General features: G+C 37.1%; 15 protein-coding genes and 1 riboswitch. Of the genes, 13 read left to right on the top strand and 2 right to left on the bottom strand.

The window, feature by feature from the left end:
* The first annotated feature begins 47 nt into the window (after positions 1-47).
* The 6 genes from KBP50_RS20240 (at position 48) to KBP50_RS20215 (ending at position 5,272) form a co-directional block, all read left to right on the top strand.
* Complete coding sequence (locus tag KBP50_RS20240) at positions 48-356, top strand: PTS sugar transporter subunit IIA (RefSeq protein ID WP_050350889.1); 309 nt, start codon at positions 48-50, stop codon at positions 354-356.
* A 65-nt stretch (positions 357-421) separates the two neighbouring features.
* A complete protein-coding gene (locus KBP50_RS20235; RefSeq protein WP_050350890.1) occupies positions 422-730 on the top strand; it encodes a PTS sugar transporter subunit IIB in 309 nt (102 codons plus the stop codon).
* 33 nt (positions 731-763) lie between these two features.
* Entirely contained in the window at positions 764-2,080 is a 1,317-nt protein-coding gene (locus tag KBP50_RS20230; protein ID WP_050350891.1) for a PTS sugar transporter subunit IIC, read from the top strand.
* 26 nt (positions 2,081-2,106) lie between these two features.
* Positions 2,107-2,898 carry a Cof-type HAD-IIB family hydrolase gene (locus tag KBP50_RS20225; RefSeq protein ID WP_050350892.1) on the top strand — a complete coding sequence of 264 codons (792 nt, stop codon included), beginning with the start codon at positions 2,107-2,109 and terminating at the stop codon, positions 2,896-2,898.
* 8 nt (positions 2,899-2,906) lie between these two features.
* The gene (locus tag KBP50_RS20220; RefSeq protein ID WP_050350893.1) at positions 2,907-4,433 is read left to right on the top strand and encodes a DUF4127 family protein; all 1,527 of its coding nucleotides are present in this window, start codon (positions 2,907-2,909) and stop codon (positions 4,431-4,433) included.
* Between the two features lie 29 nt (positions 4,434-4,462).
* The gene (locus KBP50_RS20215; RefSeq protein ID WP_050350894.1) at positions 4,463-5,272 is read left to right on the top strand and encodes a MurR/RpiR family transcriptional regulator; all 810 of its coding nucleotides are present in this window, start codon (positions 4,463-4,465) and stop codon (positions 5,270-5,272) included.
* Between the two features lie 645 nt (positions 5,273-5,917).
* Here the strand turns inward: KBP50_RS20215 and KBP50_RS20210 are convergent.
* Entirely contained in the window at positions 5,918-7,663 is a 1,746-nt protein-coding gene (locus KBP50_RS20210; protein WP_050350895.1) for a PLP-dependent aspartate aminotransferase family protein, read from the bottom strand.
* A 218-nt stretch (positions 7,664-7,881) separates the two neighbouring features.
* A riboswitch (SAM riboswitch) is annotated at positions 7,882-8,002 on the bottom strand.
* A gap of 771 nt (positions 8,003-8,773) precedes the next feature.
* On the opposite strand from KBP50_RS20210, the gene KBP50_RS20205 reads away from it, so the two are divergent.
* The 6 genes from KBP50_RS20205 (at position 8,774) to KBP50_RS20180 (ending at position 17,309) form a co-directional block, all read left to right on the top strand.
* Positions 8,774-10,330 carry a PTS transporter subunit EIIC gene (locus KBP50_RS20205; RefSeq protein ID WP_050350896.1) on the top strand — a complete coding sequence of 519 codons (1,557 nt, stop codon included), beginning with the start codon at positions 8,774-8,776 and terminating at the stop codon, positions 10,328-10,330.
* Between the two features lie 16 nt (positions 10,331-10,346).
* Entirely contained in the window at positions 10,347-11,717 is a 1,371-nt protein-coding gene (locus KBP50_RS20200) for a class-II fumarase/aspartase family protein (RefSeq protein WP_050350897.1), read from the top strand.
* 356 nt (positions 11,718-12,073) lie between these two features.
* Entirely contained in the window at positions 12,074-12,820 is a 747-nt protein-coding gene (locus KBP50_RS20195; protein ID WP_050350898.1) for a MurR/RpiR family transcriptional regulator, read from the top strand.
* A 628-nt stretch (positions 12,821-13,448) separates the two neighbouring features.
* Entirely contained in the window at positions 13,449-14,891 is a 1,443-nt protein-coding gene (cls, locus tag KBP50_RS20190) for a cardiolipin synthase (RefSeq protein ID WP_050351165.1), read from the top strand.
* A gap of 193 nt (positions 14,892-15,084) precedes the next feature.
* Positions 15,085-15,597 (top strand): acyl-CoA thioesterase, encoded by a 513-nt coding sequence (locus KBP50_RS20185; protein WP_050350899.1) that lies wholly within the window; start codon positions 15,085-15,087, stop codon positions 15,595-15,597.
* 290 nt (positions 15,598-15,887) lie between these two features.
* The gene (locus tag KBP50_RS20180; RefSeq protein WP_050350900.1) at positions 15,888-17,309 is read left to right on the top strand and encodes an alanine/glycine:cation symporter family protein; all 1,422 of its coding nucleotides are present in this window, start codon (positions 15,888-15,890) and stop codon (positions 17,307-17,309) included.
* 156 nt (positions 17,310-17,465) lie between these two features.
* On the opposite strand, the gene KBP50_RS20175 is transcribed toward KBP50_RS20180, so the two are convergent.
* Entirely contained in the window at positions 17,466-17,792 is a 327-nt protein-coding gene (locus tag KBP50_RS20175; protein WP_050350901.1) for a winged helix-turn-helix transcriptional regulator, read from the bottom strand.
* A 204-nt stretch (positions 17,793-17,996) separates the two neighbouring features.
* Here KBP50_RS20175 and KBP50_RS20170 point away from each other — a divergent pair, with 204 nt between their 5' ends.
* Positions 17,997-19,238: an aminopeptidase gene (locus tag KBP50_RS20170; RefSeq protein ID WP_050350902.1), complete on the top strand. Its 1,242-nt coding sequence runs from the start codon at positions 17,997-17,999 to the stop codon at positions 19,236-19,238.
* Positions 19,239-19,490: the final 252 nt, after the last annotated feature.

Genomic DNA, 19,490 nt, shown 5'->3' with positions numbered 1-19,490 from the left:
TACAAAAATACTTTTTTGTGGTACGCTTACAGCAAGGAGGTGAAACCATGGATATGAATGAAAGCGGTTTTAAGATTATTATGCATAGTGGTGATGCGCGTTCTCATACGATGGAAGCATTAAAAAATGTTCGAAAAGGAAATTTTGAAAAAGCGGAACAATTGTTAAAAGATGCTGATGATCAGTTGCTTCAGGCACATAAAATTCAAACGTCATTATTACATCAAGAAGCTAATGGAAGAAAAGTGGATCTATCCATTATATTCGTTCACGCGCAGGACCACTTAATGACTGCAATGCTGGCAAAAGACTTGGCAACAGAAATTATTGCAATGCAGCAAGATAAAGCTCTATAGATTGTTTGAAACACCAATGATTAGGAGTGTTTATAACTATGAAATATTATAAAGGAGTGTGTGTTATGCGTGTATTAGTAGCATGCAGTGCAGGGATGTCCACGAGTTTATTTGTGCAAAAAATAAAGAATGCTGCAGAAACAGAAGGAATAAATTTGCAAATAGAAGCTGTATCCATTTCAGAAGCGCGTTCACTATTGTCAGAAAACGATTATGACTTGTTTTTATTAGGTCCGCAAGTTGCTTTTATGAAAAATCAAATGGAAAAAGAATTAGGCGATTCGCTTTCGGTTCGTGTCATTAATAGTCAGGACTATGGTTTAATGCGAGTCGAAAGTGTTTTAAAACAAATTAAGGATACGGTAAACCGCTAGTATGAAAAAATATTAAGCTAGGGGGAATAAAAAATGGATATAATAGCCAATAAGATTGCTCAGTGGTTAACACCAGTTGCTACGAAGTTTTCTACGCAGCGTCATTTAGGAGCTGTGCGAGATGGCTTCATAATTTTGATTCCACTTGTTATTGTAGCCTCATTTTTTATATTAATTAATAATGTAATTTTGGACGCTAATAACGGTGTTTTTGCTGATGTTATAGATTTAAGTGCTTATCAGCAAATCGGAAATCAAGTTTACAACGGTACATTAGGACTGCTTTCGATCTTGATAGCTTTTACTGTCGCTTATAAGCTGGCCCGCTCTTACAATGAAGATGGCGTGATACCAGGAGTGATGGCAGTTGCAGTCTTAGTTTCCATGTTTCCTAGTATGGTTGAAGTTATCCCGCTAAATCAAGAAGAAGCGGTACAGGTAACAGGTGTATTTAGTCAAAGTGAAACATCAGCTACTGGTTTAATTTTTGCAATTATTTCAGCCTTAATTGGAACAGAAGTTTTTTTACGATTAAAGAGAATCAAAAAATTACAAATTAAAATGCCAGAAAGTGTTCCTCCTGAAGTTGCTAGATCATTTAATGCGCTGATTCCAGCATTTTTTACCTTAACATTGTTTGCCCTATTAGTATTTTTAACCAATACATTATTTGATTTGGGACTGCAAGAAATAATCACAAAAGCAATACAAGCACCACTTGATGCTATCTACCAAGGGTTACTCGGTATTAATGGGGTTATGTTTGTACAAAACCTATTATGGGCTTTAGGAATTCACGGTACCTTTGTCCTCGGACCAATTACGGAACCAACTTTATTAGCCGCTATTCAGGAAAACATAGAAGCGTTTCAGGCTGGCATTCATATACCTAATATTGTAACTAAGCCATTTATCGATAGTTTCGCGATGATGGGTGGTGGTGGAAATACGATCGGTTTATTAGTTGCCATACTTATTGCTTCTAAACGCGCAGAATACCGCGGGGTTGCTAAGCTTTCTGCTGCTCCAGGATTATTTAATATTAATGAACCATTAATGTTTGGACTGCCAGTTATTTTGAATCCAATCTTAGCGATACCTCTTATTCTTGTGCCAATTGTGAATCTGAATATTGCTTATCTGGCTACATCTATAGGTCTGATTTCAAAAACGGTTGTATTTATTCCCTGGACAACCCCGCCTGTATTATCTGCCTTTTTAGCGACTGCAGGTGACTACCGTGCAGCAATTTTAGCTGCTCTATTAATTGCGCTATCGGTTCTGATTTATTTGCCGTTTGTAATCGCAACGAACCGAGTAGCCGCCATGGAAAGGAAAAATCGCAACTAACTAGAACTGTCAACAGGAGGGTATGCATGACGAAAGTATTAATCTGTGATTTAGATGGAACATTACTTGATAAAAACAATGAAATATCATTAGAAAGCATAAGGAAAATTCAGTTATTTTCGAACTCAGGTGGTATATTTATTATTGCTACAGGGCGATTAGATCATGATATTGTATATGTTGAGAAGCAACTAGGAGTTCAAGGTGATTTTCGAATTAGCCAAAATGGTGCCGTTATAACAGATAAGGATGGAAAAATAGTTTTTAAACAGGAGATTAATTCTCATGCGGCTAAAGGAATCATGCAAATATTAGCCAAAAGGAACGAACGAGTAGAAGTAAATGATGTTAAACGGCGTTATTTTCCTTCACCACGCCCGATGGGAGAAGTAGCTGAATTTGTTGATTCAGCAGTGATTGATCCACAACTAAGCGAAAAAATTGGAAACTGCGTGATTCCAACCATCTTTCTTATATTCGGTGAAAAATCAGGTTTCAAAGAGATAAAAGCTACCATCCATAAAAAATATGAAAACATCGTTAATTGTGTAGAAACCAGTGACTCTTCCTTAGAAATTATGTCTAAACATACCTCAAAGGGTGTGGCTGTTCGTCAAATTATGAAAGCGTTAAATATATCAACACATGATGTGTATGTTATTGGTGATTCTGAAAACGATATTTCCATGTTCGAAACTGCTGGGTATTCATTTGCTATTGACTCCGCTTCAGATCAAGTAAAGCAAAAAGCAGATGAGATTCAAAAAACAGTGGTCGACTGTATAGAAGTAATTATGAGAAAAACTCCAAAAAATTAGGTGATAATATGAAAAAGATAATCTATATCCCGTTAGACGAGCGACCATGTAATTATTTATATCCACAATATATGCAAGAAACAAGAAAGGACGTAAAATTAATTGTTCCACCAAGTGAAATACTAGGTCGGAAAAAAGAAAAAGCAAATGTCGAGCAATTATGGAAATTTATCAATGATTATGCTCCTGAGGCTGATGGTTTGGTAGTTTCTGTTGAAATGATGCTATACGGTGGTCTTTTACCGTCTCGATTACACCAATTACGTGAATCGGAAGGAAAAGAGCGATTGAAAAAGTTCCAACTGCTAAGAGCAGAATATCCGCATTTACCAATAGTTGCATCAAATTTAATTATGCGTACTCCGAAGTTTAATAGCTCTGATGAAGAACCGGATTATTATGCTGCGTATGGAGAAGCATTATTTAAAAGAGCTTATTTACTAGATAAAGACAGCCGTACAGGATTAAATGAAAAGGAAAAAAGTCAATTACAACAAATAAATACCAAAATTCCAGAAATGTTTATTGAAGATTATGAAAGACGACGTAATTTCAATGTTACGATGAACATGCATGTTCTTGATTTAGTTGCTTCAGACGTAATAAACTTTCTTGCTATTCCGCAAGATGATGCTGCAGTATATGGATATACTGCAAAAGATCAGGCAGTTGTTTATCGCTACATCGAACAAAAAAGGTTACAAAACAAAGTAATGGTCTATCCAGGAGCAGATGAGGTTGGATCTACATTAGTTGCCCGAATGGTTAATCATTTGCTCAATAGGAAACCGCGGGTATACTCTTTTTTTAGCTCAACATTAGGTCCCTATATTATACCACTTTATGAAGACAGACCATTTGCCGAAAGTGTCAAAGCACATTTGCTTGCTTCTGGCTGTAAAGTGGCTTTACAGCCGAAGGAGGCAGATTTTATATTAGCAATTAATACACCAGGTAAAGTAATGCAAGAAGCATTTAATCAAGATGAAAAAGATGTCACCTACAGCAGCTATCGTCAGCTACACTTTTTTACAGAACGTATCCAAGACTATTTGGACATGGGACAGCCTGTAGTGCTTGCGGACAGTGCCTTTGCAAACGGAGGCGATATAGAATTGCTCCATTATCTGGATGACTATCAGCTTCTTGATCAATTAATATCTTATAAAGGCTGGAACACAAATGGTAATACGTTAGGGACATCTATTGCTGCAGGCAGCTTTGCATTTGACAAGCAGGATTGCTTGACAATAAAAAAGAATCTCATATACCATATCCTTGAAGATGGTTTATATCAGTCCATTGTTCGCAAAGAGGTTACAGAGACCGTTCTTCCTGAAATTGGCGCAGACTATTTCCAATTGAATCATCAGGATGATAAAGTTGCTAGTGAAATTAAGAAGAGGATTGAAATATATTATCAGCAAATGGTAAAAAATAGCTTTTCGGAATTCGAATTATCCCAGATTTGTATACATTTACCATGGAAAAGAATGTTTGAAATCGGTCTTGATTTAAAAATAAAGAAGAAGTAGTAATTCCTGGCGCAAGGAGAGTTTAATCTATGGATATAATGGATTTTTTAGCACGAGTGAAGAGCATTTACCCAGCCTTAACGAAGAGCGAGAAAAAAGTTGCCTCGTTTGTTTCCGAGAACTACCAGCGTATTGCTTTTATGTCTTTAACAGAACTTGCTGATGAATTTGGTGTCGGGGAAGCTACTGTAATTCGCTTTTTAAAAAAGGTAGGCTTTTCTGGATATCATGAATTTAAGACTACTATGGCAAAGCAAATCCTTAGCGGTAAAGAACCTAAAGCGGATACTAAATTTGAAAAAACGTACCAAGATATTGTTAAAATGCTGGATGAAACAAGACTGATGACCAATACGGAAAAAATAAAACAATCAGCAAATTTGATAAAGAACAGTAATGCAATCTATTTGTTTGGTATCGGTTTCTCTGCTTTGGCTGCACAGGGAGCACAGATTAGACTCATGCGCCTTGGTTATAAAGCATACTTTTTTTCAGAACAGCATACAAGATTGGTTTCATCTCATTTAATTGAACCTGATGACTTGGCGATCGCATTTAGTGTAACAGGTGATACACGAGAGACGTTACAATGGTTAAGTAAGGTGAAGGAAAATGGAGCAAAAACGATTGCGATTACGAACCATTCACGGTCGCCTATTACTAAAATCGCTGAATTATTATTATTTACTGCAGGAAAGGAAGTAGCACAAGAAGGAAGTACTTTAATTACGGAAATGTCGCAGCTTTTCGTCGTTGAACAAATTTGTCAGTATCTACACGAAATTGATAGTTCTAGAATAGCATTAGCAAAGAAACAAATTTCTCAATCTATTGATTAGCGTAAACACCTTAAATAAATAGTGCTATTCATTTTTAAGCGCAGTACGTATTCTCAAGTAAGATAAATTATAACCAATGGTATCCCAACCGGTTGAGCTTTCGTTATAACGTGCTAAAATAGCATAAATATATAAGGCTAAGACTCTAGGTAGTGGGTAGAATTGATTTTTTCTCCAATCATTTCGCAACTATTAAAGATGGAGGGTATATCATTGAGTTCAACAGTATAAAATTTTTATGAGTCGTTTTCTTAAAAATTCTCCCACATTTCGTAGGAGAATTTTTAACTAGAACAACATTTGACTAGAGTTTATTAGTCAAATGTTGTACAAAGCAGGTCAATTATCCATAACTTATCAAAAATATTCCAATAATAGCAGTATTAGTTTGTTGATCATTTTTTCTTTGTCTATGTATAGAAACTGACAAATTTTAAGCATTTTCTAACCATTATTCATATTCGTTTTCGAGGCACTTTCCTTAATAAAACAAAAGGCGCCATAAGCTTTTACGAAGTGTTTGTAAAAAGGCTAGGGCACCTAAAGTTTGATTGAGCAAGATGGAGTCCTGTTTAAGGGTAATAAAATCCATTTTTTTAAGTCTATGAGCTTTTTATTATCTCTACTGGTTTGAATTAGTTAACTTTACACTGGTGTTAAACAGGAATTATTACGAAGTCGTAGTGCTTCATCATAAGGGTTCTTGTGTGTAATAACTGTAATTTCTGCTGCTTTTTTATAATCTGCTATATTATGGAAAGCGTTCGGTTGCTCGATCCATAAAAGCTTGCATTTTTTATTTACGAGTTGCTCTAACAAGTCAGCTGGTAATGTTGCGTGTACCAGCCAAATGGCGTCTACAATCGGAACCTCAGATAACTCATCATACTGTGGCAGTTCCGCTGTGGAAATAGGATTTCCGACAGCAACTATGTCAAATCCAAGTGCTCGCAGTTGCAACACTTTTTCTTCATCTGCTTTGCTCGCTTGCTCTAACCCGTAAACGGCAATGGTTTTTTTGCGTATGTTCCCCTCGTCTCTTATAAAAGAAGAATGGAGCAGCCAATGGATAGCGTGCTGATCATCAAATACGATGGTCTCTTGTTCACCTGTAGCTTTGGCTATCGCTTGATCTAGTGTAATTAGCAAATCATTTACGGATTCTAACCCAATCGATAAACGGACGGTTTCTTCCGTCGTTCCGCTCGCTGCTAATTCTTCTGATGTAAGTTGTTGATGTGTCGTGGAAGCGGGGTGAATAATCAGTGATTTCGCATCACCTACATTGGCTACATGTGACCATAATTCAATGTGATCAATTAATTGTCGTCCAGCTTCCCTCCCCCCTTTTATACCAAACGTAATGATCGATCCTGCCGTACCATCACGGAAATATTTTTTTATTAATGGATAGGACGGATGGCTGGGCAAACCTGGATAACTGACCCACTCAATTGCTGGATGATCCTCCAAATACGATGCAATCTTTTGTGCATTTTGTGTATGTTGTTGCATACGTAAATGTAACGTTTCTAATCCTTGAAGCAGTAAAAAGGCACTATGTGGACTTAAGCAAGCGCCAATATCACGAATTAATTGCACGCGAAGCTTAGTGGCAAAAGCGGCTGGTCCAACATCAATAAACCGCAGACCATTATAACTCTCATCGGGTTCAGTAAAGTCAGGAAATCGTTCATTGTTCCAATCAAATCTTCCACCGTCTACAATGATACCTCCAATGGTGGTTCCGTGTCCGCCGATCCATTTTGTAGCAGAATGGACAATAATATCCGCTCCCCAGGCGAATGGTTTGGTAAGGTATGGTGCGAATGTATTATCAATAATTAATGGAATATGGTGTGCGTGAGCGATAGTAGCAATGGTCTCTATATCAAAAACGTGAAGACTTGGATTTGTAATCGTTTCTCCAAAAATAGCTTTTGTTTTGTCAGTGATCGCTGCTTCTACTTCTTTTGGATTGGTACCATCAACGAATTTAACGTTGATGCCATAGCGAGGCAATGTGTTAGCAAATAAGTTATACGTCCCACCATAAAGATTGCTGTCGGTAATGATTTCATCGCCAGCACTGGCGACATTTAAAATAGCGAATGTAATAGCAGCCATACCAGAAGAGGTTGCTACTGCTGCGACCCCATCTTCCAATTGAGCAACACGCTGTTCAAATGCATCGACTGTTGGATTACCAATACGAGAATAAATATTTCCTGGCTCCGCTAATCCGAATAAATTTTGGGCATGTTTGGTATCTTTAAAAACATAAGAAGTAGTTTGGTAGATAGGTACTGCCCTTGCACCTGTTGTCGGGTCGGGTATTTGCCCGCCGTGAAGTAAAATTGTCTCTGGATCTTGCATGAAAAAGCTTGTCATTGTTTTATTCCTCCTTTGAATGTGGGGCTGGTTCTTAAGATCTAATCCTCTTATCTTTTTTGCATTTGTGGTCTCCGTTTTTGGAACCTGTTGAATGAATCTTGCGAAAAGTATGTTTTCGGCTGGTTAATTTTTTCAAGGTAGGCGACTATTTGGAGGTGGTGGAAATAAAAAGCCCTCTTCCTAAAGAAGAGGGCTAGAATCGTTTTCCGTTCCTCCTCTTATCTTCCAGACCATTTCTAAGGTCTGTAGGATTTAGCACCGTAAAAAGCAAATCATTATTGCTTTTAGGTTGCCGGGTTTCAAAGGGCCTATTCCCTCCACCACTCTTGATAAGAGATTCAATTTTTAAATTACTGAATATTATATAAGGTTCAAGATGTATTGTCAATGAAGAATACGTTGTACACATATTATTTATATAAATTAGGTCTAAGTAGGATGTACGAAGCTTTAGATATTTCTCATTATAAATAAACAAGGAGGCTTTAATTTATTTTTTGAAGAATAAGAAAGTATAAACTCAGGTGCTTATGGATAATGAAATAACCTAATAGTCACGTCCGGCGCATGAGCCCAGCAACTATGTGAACTTAGAAATGCGCCCTACGATAAGTTATCATCGGTTCGTGGCAAAGAGGAAGGCCGAGACTAAAAACGGGCTTGCCGCTCCACGTCGGCATACCCCTGTTTTTAGTGGCATGATTCCTAAATCTTTAGTTGATTCGTTCCATTCACTACGTTGCTAAACGGGCGCCCTGCGCCTTTGTTTAAAAGATAAGCAAGTATAAAATGAAGTGCTTGTAACGAAATAACCGACTAGTCACGTTCGGCTCCATTGCCCAGCAACTAGTAATTCGCTGCAACTTTGTGAATGGCTGTTGATTTAAGACAATTTGCTGTTATTAAGGTTACGTATACACTTGTAGAACGAATAAAGGTATGTTTCAGTTTAAAGTTTTTTACATGTTATTGATTTTTACAAATGGTTGTGACCTAGGTCATTTTTCATTACCTATGTCAGCTGAAAGGATATGAAAGCGCTTTTTATTTTTAATTTGGCTGATAAAATAAAATGTGAAATGCTGAATGAGGAGGTTTAAATTCTAAATGACAAAGCGAAAAATCAGCGACTCCATTCAAAGATTTGGGCGTACTTTACTTCTCCCAATTGGGGTACTGGCGCCAGTTGGTATGATCTTAGGGATTAGTGGAGCATTGGTACAAACGTATATGATTGAAAGGTTTCCTTTTTTAGGCTATGAAGCAGTAAATACTTTATTAACTAGCATTCGTACCATAGCAAGTGTCGTGTTTGATAATATTCCATTGTTATTTGCAATGGGTGTTGCCTATGGAATGAGTAAAAAAGATAAGGGGATATCTGTTTTTGCCGCTACAACTGGCTATTTAACCTTAATTATAGCCATGCATGTTTGGCTAATCATTACGGGGAAGATGGCGGATCCCGAGGTTATGACGCAATATGGGCAAATAGAAGTGTTAGGCATCCAAACAATGAATATTAATGCGGCAGGAGGAATCATTACTGGGCTTTTAGCAGCTTGGGCAACAGATAAGTTTTATAATCTAGAATTGCCAACGGCATTTGCATTCTTTTCAGGAAAAAAATCTGTCCCGATTATTACAATTGGTTTTATGACGGTAATTGGTTTAATCATTCCTTTTATTTGGTCGTTGTTTGTAGGACTTTTAACAAACTTATCTTCCGTATATTTAAGTGTGGTAGGTCCGTTCTTTACTGCTGCAGGAGAGAGATTATTTATTCCTTTTGGATTGCATCATGTGTGGAATGTTCTGTTTCGATTCACGGAAGCTGGAGGGTCCTATGTTATTGATGGCGAAACGTACGTAGGGGTTGTCCCTGCGATGACGGAGATTTTATTTAATCAAGGACCTAATAGTGAGTATTGGTCGATGATGCCAAAGCTAACTCGTTTTATGGCACAACAGCAAATGTTGGTAACGTTATTTATCTTTCCGGCGATTGCCTTTGCAATGTATAAAACGGCTTATAAAGAAAATAAAGCTTATGTGAAATCAATGTTAATTACAATGGTCTTAACTGCTGTTCTTGGTAATGTTACGGAACCGTTAGAATTTACATTCGTGTTTATAGCCCCATTATTATATGTTGTTTATGCCTTTATTGTTGGGATTGGTGCCGTTTTATTATCTTTTGCAGGGGTAGCAATTGGATATATACGTGGAACTATTTTTGACTTTACGATTTTTGGATTGCTATATGAACAAACCAATTGGATTTTTCTTGTGCTAATTGGTACAGGGCTAGCCATCGTAACTTATTTTGTGTTTCGCTGGGCCATTATTCGCTTTGATATTAAAACTCCCGGTCGAGAAGAACAGCAAAATCTAGATAATACATTATTAAAAGAAAAACGTTATGATGAGATAGCGAAAATTGTCGTTAAAGCATTAGGAGGAAAAGGAAATATTTTAAATGTTGATAATTGTATTACCCGACTTCGGATCGATTTAAAAGATGTTCGTGTTATCGACAAAGATGTATTAACTACTTCTGGATGTACAGGATTTTTCTTTCCAACGGCAAAACATATTCATGTTGTCTATGGTCCACAAGTTGAATTTGTAAAAAATGCGGTTGATGATGAAATACGAAACTAAAAATGGAGAGAGATAAATGAGAGCATTATATGATTCGAAAAGTAAGACGATGGATGATCAAGGTATAAAAAAACTATTTACCCAAGAAGAAAAATATAAAACGTGGTTATTATTTGAAGCTGCTTTAGCACAGGCACAAGCTGAATATGGATTTATTCCCCAGCAAGCAGCAGATGATATTAACCAAGCAGCTAAAATAGAGAATATTGATTTTGCAGAAATGGATCAAATATACAAAAAAATAGGACATGGTTTTGTTCCTTTTTTAAAGGTATTCGTAAAAGCTTGTCCAGAAAATAGTGGAAAATATGTTCATTATGGGATAACAACACAAAATATACAACAAAGCTCACAACTTTATATTCTAAAAAAAGCACATCATCAGTTTATGAAAATAATCGGTAAAATTTTAGGTAATTTAAGTACATTGGCATATGACAATAAGGATACGGTAATGCCTGGAAGAACTCATGGTAGACATGCGATTCCTATTACATATGGGTATAAGGTTTCGGTATGGATTAGCGACTTTATTCATTGCTATGAACGTATGGCAGAAGCGGAAAAAAGAGTTTTTAAAATCATGATGGGAGGGGCTGTAGGTACATTTAGTTCGATGCCAGAAGTTGGCATGCAAGTACAAGCGCGTGTTGCAGAACTAGTAGGGATGTATCCGATGGAAGTTCCTTCAAGAAATATAAATACACATAAATTAGAGTACATGATGAACTTGTCGTTGCTAGCCAATATTTGCCATAAAATAGCCGAAGAAGTATATAGTACAACATTGGAAGAAATAGCAGAGGTTTCGGAAGGATTTAGTAAGGGTACGATCGGCAGCAGTACCATGCCACATAAAATTAATCCGAAATTAGCTAAAGGGATTATTGCAAACTCGCAAAAACTGTATTCTTTACCTGGAGTCGGAATGTATTCAGCAGTACGTCCATATGAAGGAGATAGCAGTTCCTATATGCTATTCGATGGTTTGCTTGAAGAAGCCATGGAATTAATTACGGAGGTTTTATTACGATGTGAGGAATTAACAAGGACGATAATCGTTCATAAGGACAGGATGCTGCATAATGCTTTACGTAACAAGGGATTGGATAATAGTGAGTATGTGATGATGAAATTAGCAGAAAAACTGGGGAAAGATCAAGCGCATTCACTTATGTATGAAATTGCCATGAAGACGGCCTCCGAGGGTGAAGATTTCTTTACCAATTTAAAAGCAAATGAAAAAATTGCCAGTGACTTTACCGATGAAGAAATTAAAGCGATGATCGATCCGAGAAACTATATCGGGCTTTCCGTTACAATAGCAGAGAATGAAGCCAATAGAGCAAAAGAAGTGAAAGAAGAAATATTAAATAAGTATAACTAATGGATGACGCTCCTTTTCAGCATAAAAGCTGAGAGGGAGTTTTTGTATATTCATATTATCTTTATGTATCTAACGTACGTATAATTCTTATCTAACTTTATTGGTAGAACTGATAAATGCAAATGTAAATTCGCTGGATAAGAAAAGGCTACGTTTGTTTAATCGCAAGACAACGCCGATTTTTCAACAACGTCTAAAAATTCTTTGATCTCTGTATGAAGGAGAAAATCCATCCTAAAGCTTTTGTTTCATTATAACTGGTAGGAAGATTTTAAAATGGTATACTAAATCGTAGTAATTTGATTAAAGGGATAGGCAAGTAACAGCAAATATTGGAATGGATTGAGGAATGAAACATGTTGAACTTTTTAGATAACTATGAAGAGATGACAGCAAGTGAACGGAAGGTTTTGAATTATATTGTAGAAAATATGGATGTTATCCCCTACATGAAGATAAATGATTTAGCAGAAACTATATATGTATCGAAAACAGTGATCATAAACCTTGCTCAAAAACTTGGTTATAGTGGGTACAAGGAATTAAAGTATTATATAAACCAATCTGTAAAAGATAAGACGCTTCATCAAAAAAAGAATGATTTATCGTACCGTGATAGACTAGATCAAAGTATTAAAAAAACATTTTCCCTTGTTAGTGAAGAAGTGCTCCAAAATTGTGCTAAACAAATACAATTCTCGGAAAATGTATTTATTATGGCTAGAGGAACTAGTAAGGCAGTAGGTTATTATTTAGAGCATCTTTTGTTATCAATCGGAATTCAGTGTATTTTTATAAAAGATTATAATCTATCTGAGTTATTTACGAACTTTGTAGCCAAAAACGATATGGTGATATTTATTTCTATGTCAGGAAATACAAAGAAGATCGTTAATACAGCTAAAAAAGTACATTTTAAAGACGCAAAAATAATTAGTATTACTTCTTTTCAAACAAATGAATTAACTAAATATACAAATGATAATTTATATTGCTACTCCGATAATAATGATACAAAGAAAAATGACAAAATATCACGAATCGGATTTTTCTTAATAGTTGATTTATTGATTAATGAATTAATACGTTTAAATGATGGCTAACCTTATTGAAGTTAGTCTGCACTAAACTTCTTTACGACACTATAACTATAACGGCTACAGGCGATACAGTTTGGCGGTTGTTTTATGAGTATGTTAGATAAATGAATGAGCTTTAAAGTAGGAAGTCGGTTATTCCTCAAGCAACTGGCAGAAAAAACTGCCCTTCCATCGATTGACGTAAACCTTGGGATAAGTGAAGGGTCCAACAACTGTGACTCAACTTTCCGATGCTGTTAAAAGACCCTTTTTTAGGCTATACTCTTGTAGTGCTAAACAATTAGTGAGGGATAAAGAAAACCCCGATTGCTTGAGGCTTCACTTTATTTCAACGTTTTTAATACATAAATTGGTATTCAATTGATACAATTAGCTATATTAAAGTAAAGGATTCATTTGGTAAAGATAAATTCTCGAGTCAAGAAGTAACAAGAGGCATCTAGTATCAGAGGTTATAATAATTTGTTTTTTGTTGAGAATAAACTGAAATTAACATCGTTTTTATTCAGATTATCGATAAATATCATGGTATGCTATAGTATTATGAAGAAGTAAAAAATTCAAGTGCACGGTAGTTCTTTGTTGAATCATGGGAGCTCGTGTTGTTTAGGAAGGGGGGGAAGTCTTGCAAATAGACATATTTTCTTATTTGCTAAGCTTTATATTAATTTTAAATATCGCGTTAGGTGTTTCCATAATCTTTTTGGAACGCAAAGACCCAACCTCAACTTGGGCTTGGCTAATGGTATTGTTGTTCATTCCAATTTTAGGATTCATATTGTACTTGATTTTTGGCAAACCAATTAGTAAACGACGAATTTTTACATGGGACACGAAAAGCAGATTGGGGGTAAAGGCATCAGTCCAATCCCAGTTACGCGCTCTTGAAGAAGGAACATTTGAATTTAAAAATAACGAAATCGCTGAATATGAAGATTTATTTTATTTACATTTGCGTAATGACGATGCTATTTTTACACATGATAATGAAGTGGAAATTTATACGGATGGTACAGAGAAATTTGAGGCATTAATGAGGGATCTGGAAAAAGCTAAAGATCATATTCACTTGTTATACTATATTATTCGCAGTGATCAGCTTGGTCAACGCATTGCAGATATTTTAATAAAAAAGGCAGAAGAAGGACTAGAGGTTCGTGTGTTGTTTGATGATATGGGTTCACGCTCATTAAAGCGAAAATATGTTAAACGTCTCCGTAAGGCAGGAGTAGAAGTGGAAGCTTTTTTTCCACCCAAAATACCAAAGATTAATTTTAAAATAAACTACCGAAATCATCGTAAATTAGCTATTATTGACGGCAAAATAGGCTATATTGGCGGCTTTAACATTGGTGATGAATACTTAGGAAAAAATAAAAAGTTTGGATATTGGCGTGATACGCATTTACGCATTTATGGAGATGCAGTACGTCAAATGCAGACACGATTTATCTTGGATTGGAACCAGGCTTCCCGTAATGATATTTTATACGAAGATCGTTATTATAGTGCCGACCCAGTGGGGGATGTCGGTGTCCAAATAGTTTCTAGTGGACCAGACTCTGAATGGGAGCAGATTAAAAACGGGTATATTAAAATGATCATGACTGCCAAGGAATATGTCTATATTCAAACTCCTTACTTTATACCTGATGAAAGCTTGCGCGATGCATTACGAATAGCTTCTTTATCAGGCGTTAATGTTAGAATTATGATTCCAAATAAACCGGATCACCCTTTTGTATATTGGGCAACATTGTCTTACATAGGTGATCTGTTAGAAGCTGGGGCAGAAGTCTTTATTTATCAAAATGGCTTTTTACACGCGAAAACGATCGTCGTAGATGGCAAAATAGCTTCTGTCGGAACGGCAAATATTGATGTACGTAGTTTCCGTTTGAATTTTGAAGTCAATGCTTTCTTATATGATCGTGAGCTAACACAACAATTGGTATCAAAATTTGAGGAAGATATGCTATTATCTACGCAGATGACGGCAATATTATATAAACAGCGATCTTTAGGCATCCGATTTAAAGAGTCTATTTCACGACTCATTTCTCCGGTTTTATAACGTGAAACTTCATTCAGTAGGAGTGGTTCATCTCCTACTGGATGTTAGTACCGTAAAAGTAAGAACGAAAGGTTTTTGATCGAATGGGGCAATCAGAGACCGTAAACTCTCACTTAGACAAGCTCTATAACTCTATAAGTCGGGGGGTTATGGCCCTTTACATGTGTGATAAATTACTTTTAGGAGGAGTAAAATGGAAAAAAGAACTTGCACGAATTCCTTAGCTGTAAAAACATCTTATGTATTGCCACCAGATACGAATACGTATGGCACCTTGTTCGGCGGAAAGCTGATGGCGTATATGGATGACGTTGCTGCAATTGCTGCATCTAGACATGCTCGCATGCCTGTCGTTACTGCCTCCACCGATTCGGTCGATTTTTTAGCCCCTGTTAAAGAGGGACATTCCATTTGTGTGGAAGCATTCGTTACTTGGACACATCATACCTCAATGGAAGTGTTTGTTAAGGCGGTAACGGAAGATTTGCGGACGGGGAAAAGGAAAGTTTGTTCAACAGCATTTCTGACGTTTGTAGCAATAGATGAAGAGGGCAAGCCTCGACCGGTCCCAAGTGTGATTCCGGAAACCGAACATGAACAAAAGCTTCATGCGTCAGCAGCAGAACGGGCTGAGCATAGAAAGCGGCGACGGGAGCAGTCAAAAGAACTTGCTGAAGTTTTTGGCACAGATTACCCATGGAATTAAACAAGATTCTAGGTTAAAATGGAAGGATAACAAATAATAAGGAAGTTTCATTTTTTAGGGGTTAATTGTTTTTATCCCGCATATAAGGTGCTGTAAGACCCCCGCTTCAGAAGCGGTTAGGTTATATGCTGCGGTGGGACAACCAGTGGGGGATAGAAGAAATCCTCATTGGCAGAAGATTACTTTATTTTGAGGAGGAGATTGACGGCGGACTATTTTTATTATTCTAAAAGTTACGTGTGTTTATGATGGGGTATGATACACATCGTAAACAAAAGGAGGAACAAGTAGTGGAATTACTGGAAGAATTGGTTGGGAAATTAAATGATGTATTAGGGACGTATGTTTTAATAACTGTATTACTCGGATTAGGTTTATGGTTTACCATTAAAACAGGATTTGTCCAATTTCGGTACTTTCCTGAAATGTTTCGGGTGATTTTAGATAAACGAACTATAAGTGCTGCCGGTAAAAAGGGGACTTCTTCGTTTCAAGCGTTTGCTATTAGTGCTGCTTCAAGAGTAGGGACCGGGAATATGGCTGGAGTAGCAGCAGCTATCGCATCTGGAGGCCCAGGAGCTGTATTTTGGATGTGGGTCATTGCTTTAGTTGGCGCTGCATCAGGATTTGTAGAAAGTACACTAGCACAAGTGTATAAAGTGCCTCATGAGAATCAATATCGCGGTGGTCCAGCTTATTACATGGAAAAAGGGCTAAAGAGTCGTTGGCTTGCTGTGGTATTTGCGATTACAATAACGTTTACGTATGGATTAGTGTTTAACTCTGTTCAATCAAACACAATTAGTTTAGCGTTTGAGAACCAATTTGCAATTGACAAAAATATTATTGCAATTATTTTATTTGTATTTACAGCTGTCGTTATTTTTGGGGGATTAAAAAGTATCGCGAATGTATCCCAAGTTATTGTACCGGTGATGGCTATTTTATACTTGGTGTTGTCGATATATATTTTAATCGCAAATATTACTGCAATTCCAGATATGTTTGCCTTTATTTTTTCCAATGCATTTGGAATTCGTGAAGTTGCTGGTGGTGGTTTTGGTGCAGCTATTTCCTGGGGGATTAAACGTGGTTTGTTTTCCAACGAGGCAGGTATGGGAAGTGCGCCCAACGCTGCAGCAACAGCAGAAGTTACACACCCTGCTAAACAGGGGCTGATTCAGGCTTTAGGTGTATTTTTTGATACCATTTTAATTTGTAGTGCAACGGCGTTTGTTATTATTACAGCAGGTGGCTTTGAAGGTAGTAAAGCAGATGGAATCCAGTTAACGCAAAATGCATTTGCTTTTCACTTTGGTGATTGGGCAGGCGGATTCATTGCTGTTGCCATTTTACTATTTGCGTATAGTTCGATTTTAGGAAATTATTATTATGGTGAAACGAATATTACGTATATTCGAGACAGTAAGATAGGATTATTTTTATATCGAATTGGCGCTTTGGTCATGGTGGCGTTTGGAGCTATAGCCTCCTTTGATTTTGTTTGGTCGTTAGCCGATTTAACTATGGCGATTATGGCTTTGATTAACTTGTATGCAATAGCCAGATTATTTAAAATTGCTAATCAAGTGCTTCAAGACTATCGTAGGCAGCGGAAGCAAGGGAAGGATCCGGTCTTTTACCGCGATGTATTAGATAACCAGGATGGTATTGAATATTGGGGAAGAGATCAAGCAGATCACTCTAAATAAGGCATCATTAAAACAGGAGCGCATCCCATGGGATGCGCTCCTGTTTGTAAAAATAAGATTTAATAGGAATAATCACTATTAAATATGATACGTCGTGTAAAATAAATGAATGTTTCAAGCCGGAGAATATGGTTTAAAGATTTTAAAAACGGTTTGTTAACATTCCGGGTCAACATCGTCAGCAGAAACATGCTCTTCTGCCCAGTGTTGAATTTCTTGAATGACTGGGGCTAATGCCTTGCCTTTTTCAGATAGGGAATACTCAATGCGAACAGGGAATTCGGAGTAGACATCCCTTGTGACGATTCCTTCTTTTTCTAGCATTTTAAGTCGGTCAGACAACAAGCGACCGCTGATCGGCAAATCAGCCTCCATTTCAGAAAAACGCTTCTTTCCTTTAAGTAAGTCAAACAGAATTAGTCCGACCCACCTTGTGCTTAATAGCCCCATAGCTTTTTCAAAACGTGGACATAAATTATCCATTCATTATCACCTCAATTGGTATCAATTCCAATAAATTAACAGTTATTACGAAAAGTAACTTGTTTATAGAGTAGCATATTTTATATTTTGCGTAAAGTTAGCGGTTAGGTCTCTGTCCGGCTTATAATTAGTTCGGCTTTGGAATTTTTCATGAAGTTGTGAAATAATAATGGTATTACTATTTTATTAACATGGAGGTAGACAATGGTTACACAACAAACACAAGAAAAATATGCAGAATTGGCACTCCGCACAGGAGTTAATTTACAAACAGGGCAAGCTTTGATGATTAATGCACCCATAGAGGGGGCAGATTTTACAAAAATCGTTGTGCGCAAAGCATATGAAATGGGGGCGAAGGACGTACATATTAATTGGGTGGATGATGAACTTACACGATTAAAATTTGAATATGCTCCGGACGAAGTGATTGCTCATTTTCCAGAATGGAAAGTAATGTTGCATAATAGCTTTGCTGAAGATGGAGCAGCAATCTTGAATATTCGTTCGACGAACCCAGATTTATTGCAAGGCATTGATCCTTCTCGAGTGGCAAAAGCGAATAAAGCAGGAGCAGAAGCAATGAAAAAATTCCGTAAATATACGATGAATGATAAAATTGCTTGGTCGATTATCTCCATCCCTACAGGAGATTGGGCACAAAAGATTTTTCCAGATAAGTCGCGAGAAGATGCTATTGAAAGCCTATGGGCCGCAATTGTGAAAATAGTGCGAGTAGATCAGGAAAATCCTGTTGCTGCTTGGGAGACACATAATGAGTCTTTGCGTGTAGCAAGGGAAATTCTAAATAAGAAAAGTTACCAGAAGCTAATTTTTAAAGCGCCAGGAACACATTTGGAAATGGAGCTTCCAGAAGGACACATTTGGAAAGGTGGCTCTGCACAAACAGAGGATGGTGTTACCTTCAATCCAAACATGCCTACGGAAGAAGTGTTTAGCTTGCCGCACAAGTATGGCGTAAACGGAACAGTAGCAAGTACCAAGCCGCTGAATTATGGAGGTAGCTTGATCGATCGCTTTCAATTAACGTTTAAAGACGGAAAAGTCGTTGATTTTAAAGCAGAGCAAGGACAAGAAACGCTAGAACACTTATTAAATATCGATGAAGGGTCCAAGCGTCTTGGTGAAGTTGCTCTTGTCCCTCACGAATCTCCGGTCTCACAGTCTGGGTTAATTTTCTATAATACATTGTTTGATGAGAATGCTTCGTGCCATATAGCGCTTGGTAAAGCTTACCCAACGAACTTAGAAGGCGGCTCCAAAATGAATGAGGAAGAGTTGGATCGACATGGAGTGAATGATAGTCTCAGCCATGTGGACTTTATGATTGGGTCAGAACAGCTTGATATTGATGGTATGTTTGCAGATGGTACAACAGAGCCGGTGTTTCGTAATGGGACGTGGGCATGGAAAACGAATGAATAGGAAAAGGTTTTCAACAGGCGGGAAAATTAGCAGTTCACATTTTTCCGTCCGTCTTATCCTTTTTAAACGTAAAAACAGCAACTACTCCGTTTATACAGTTACGGAATGGTTGCTGTTGTTTGCTATCTCGCATATCACTAAGATGAAGATTTCCACAGCGGTTCTCTGAGGCAAAGTCCAAGAGATTAAGTGAGAAGGGTTCAATTGCAAGTTAAATGCTCACTTCTGTTTATAGACCTTTAACTCATAACT

This window comes from Virgibacillus pantothenticus (assembly GCF_018075365.1).
GTDB lineage: Bacteria > Bacillota > Bacilli > Bacillales > Amphibacillaceae > Virgibacillus > Virgibacillus pantothenticus.
The sequence above is the reverse complement of the archived record's forward strand: the minus strand, read 5'-3'. Positions and strand labels throughout refer to the sequence as shown.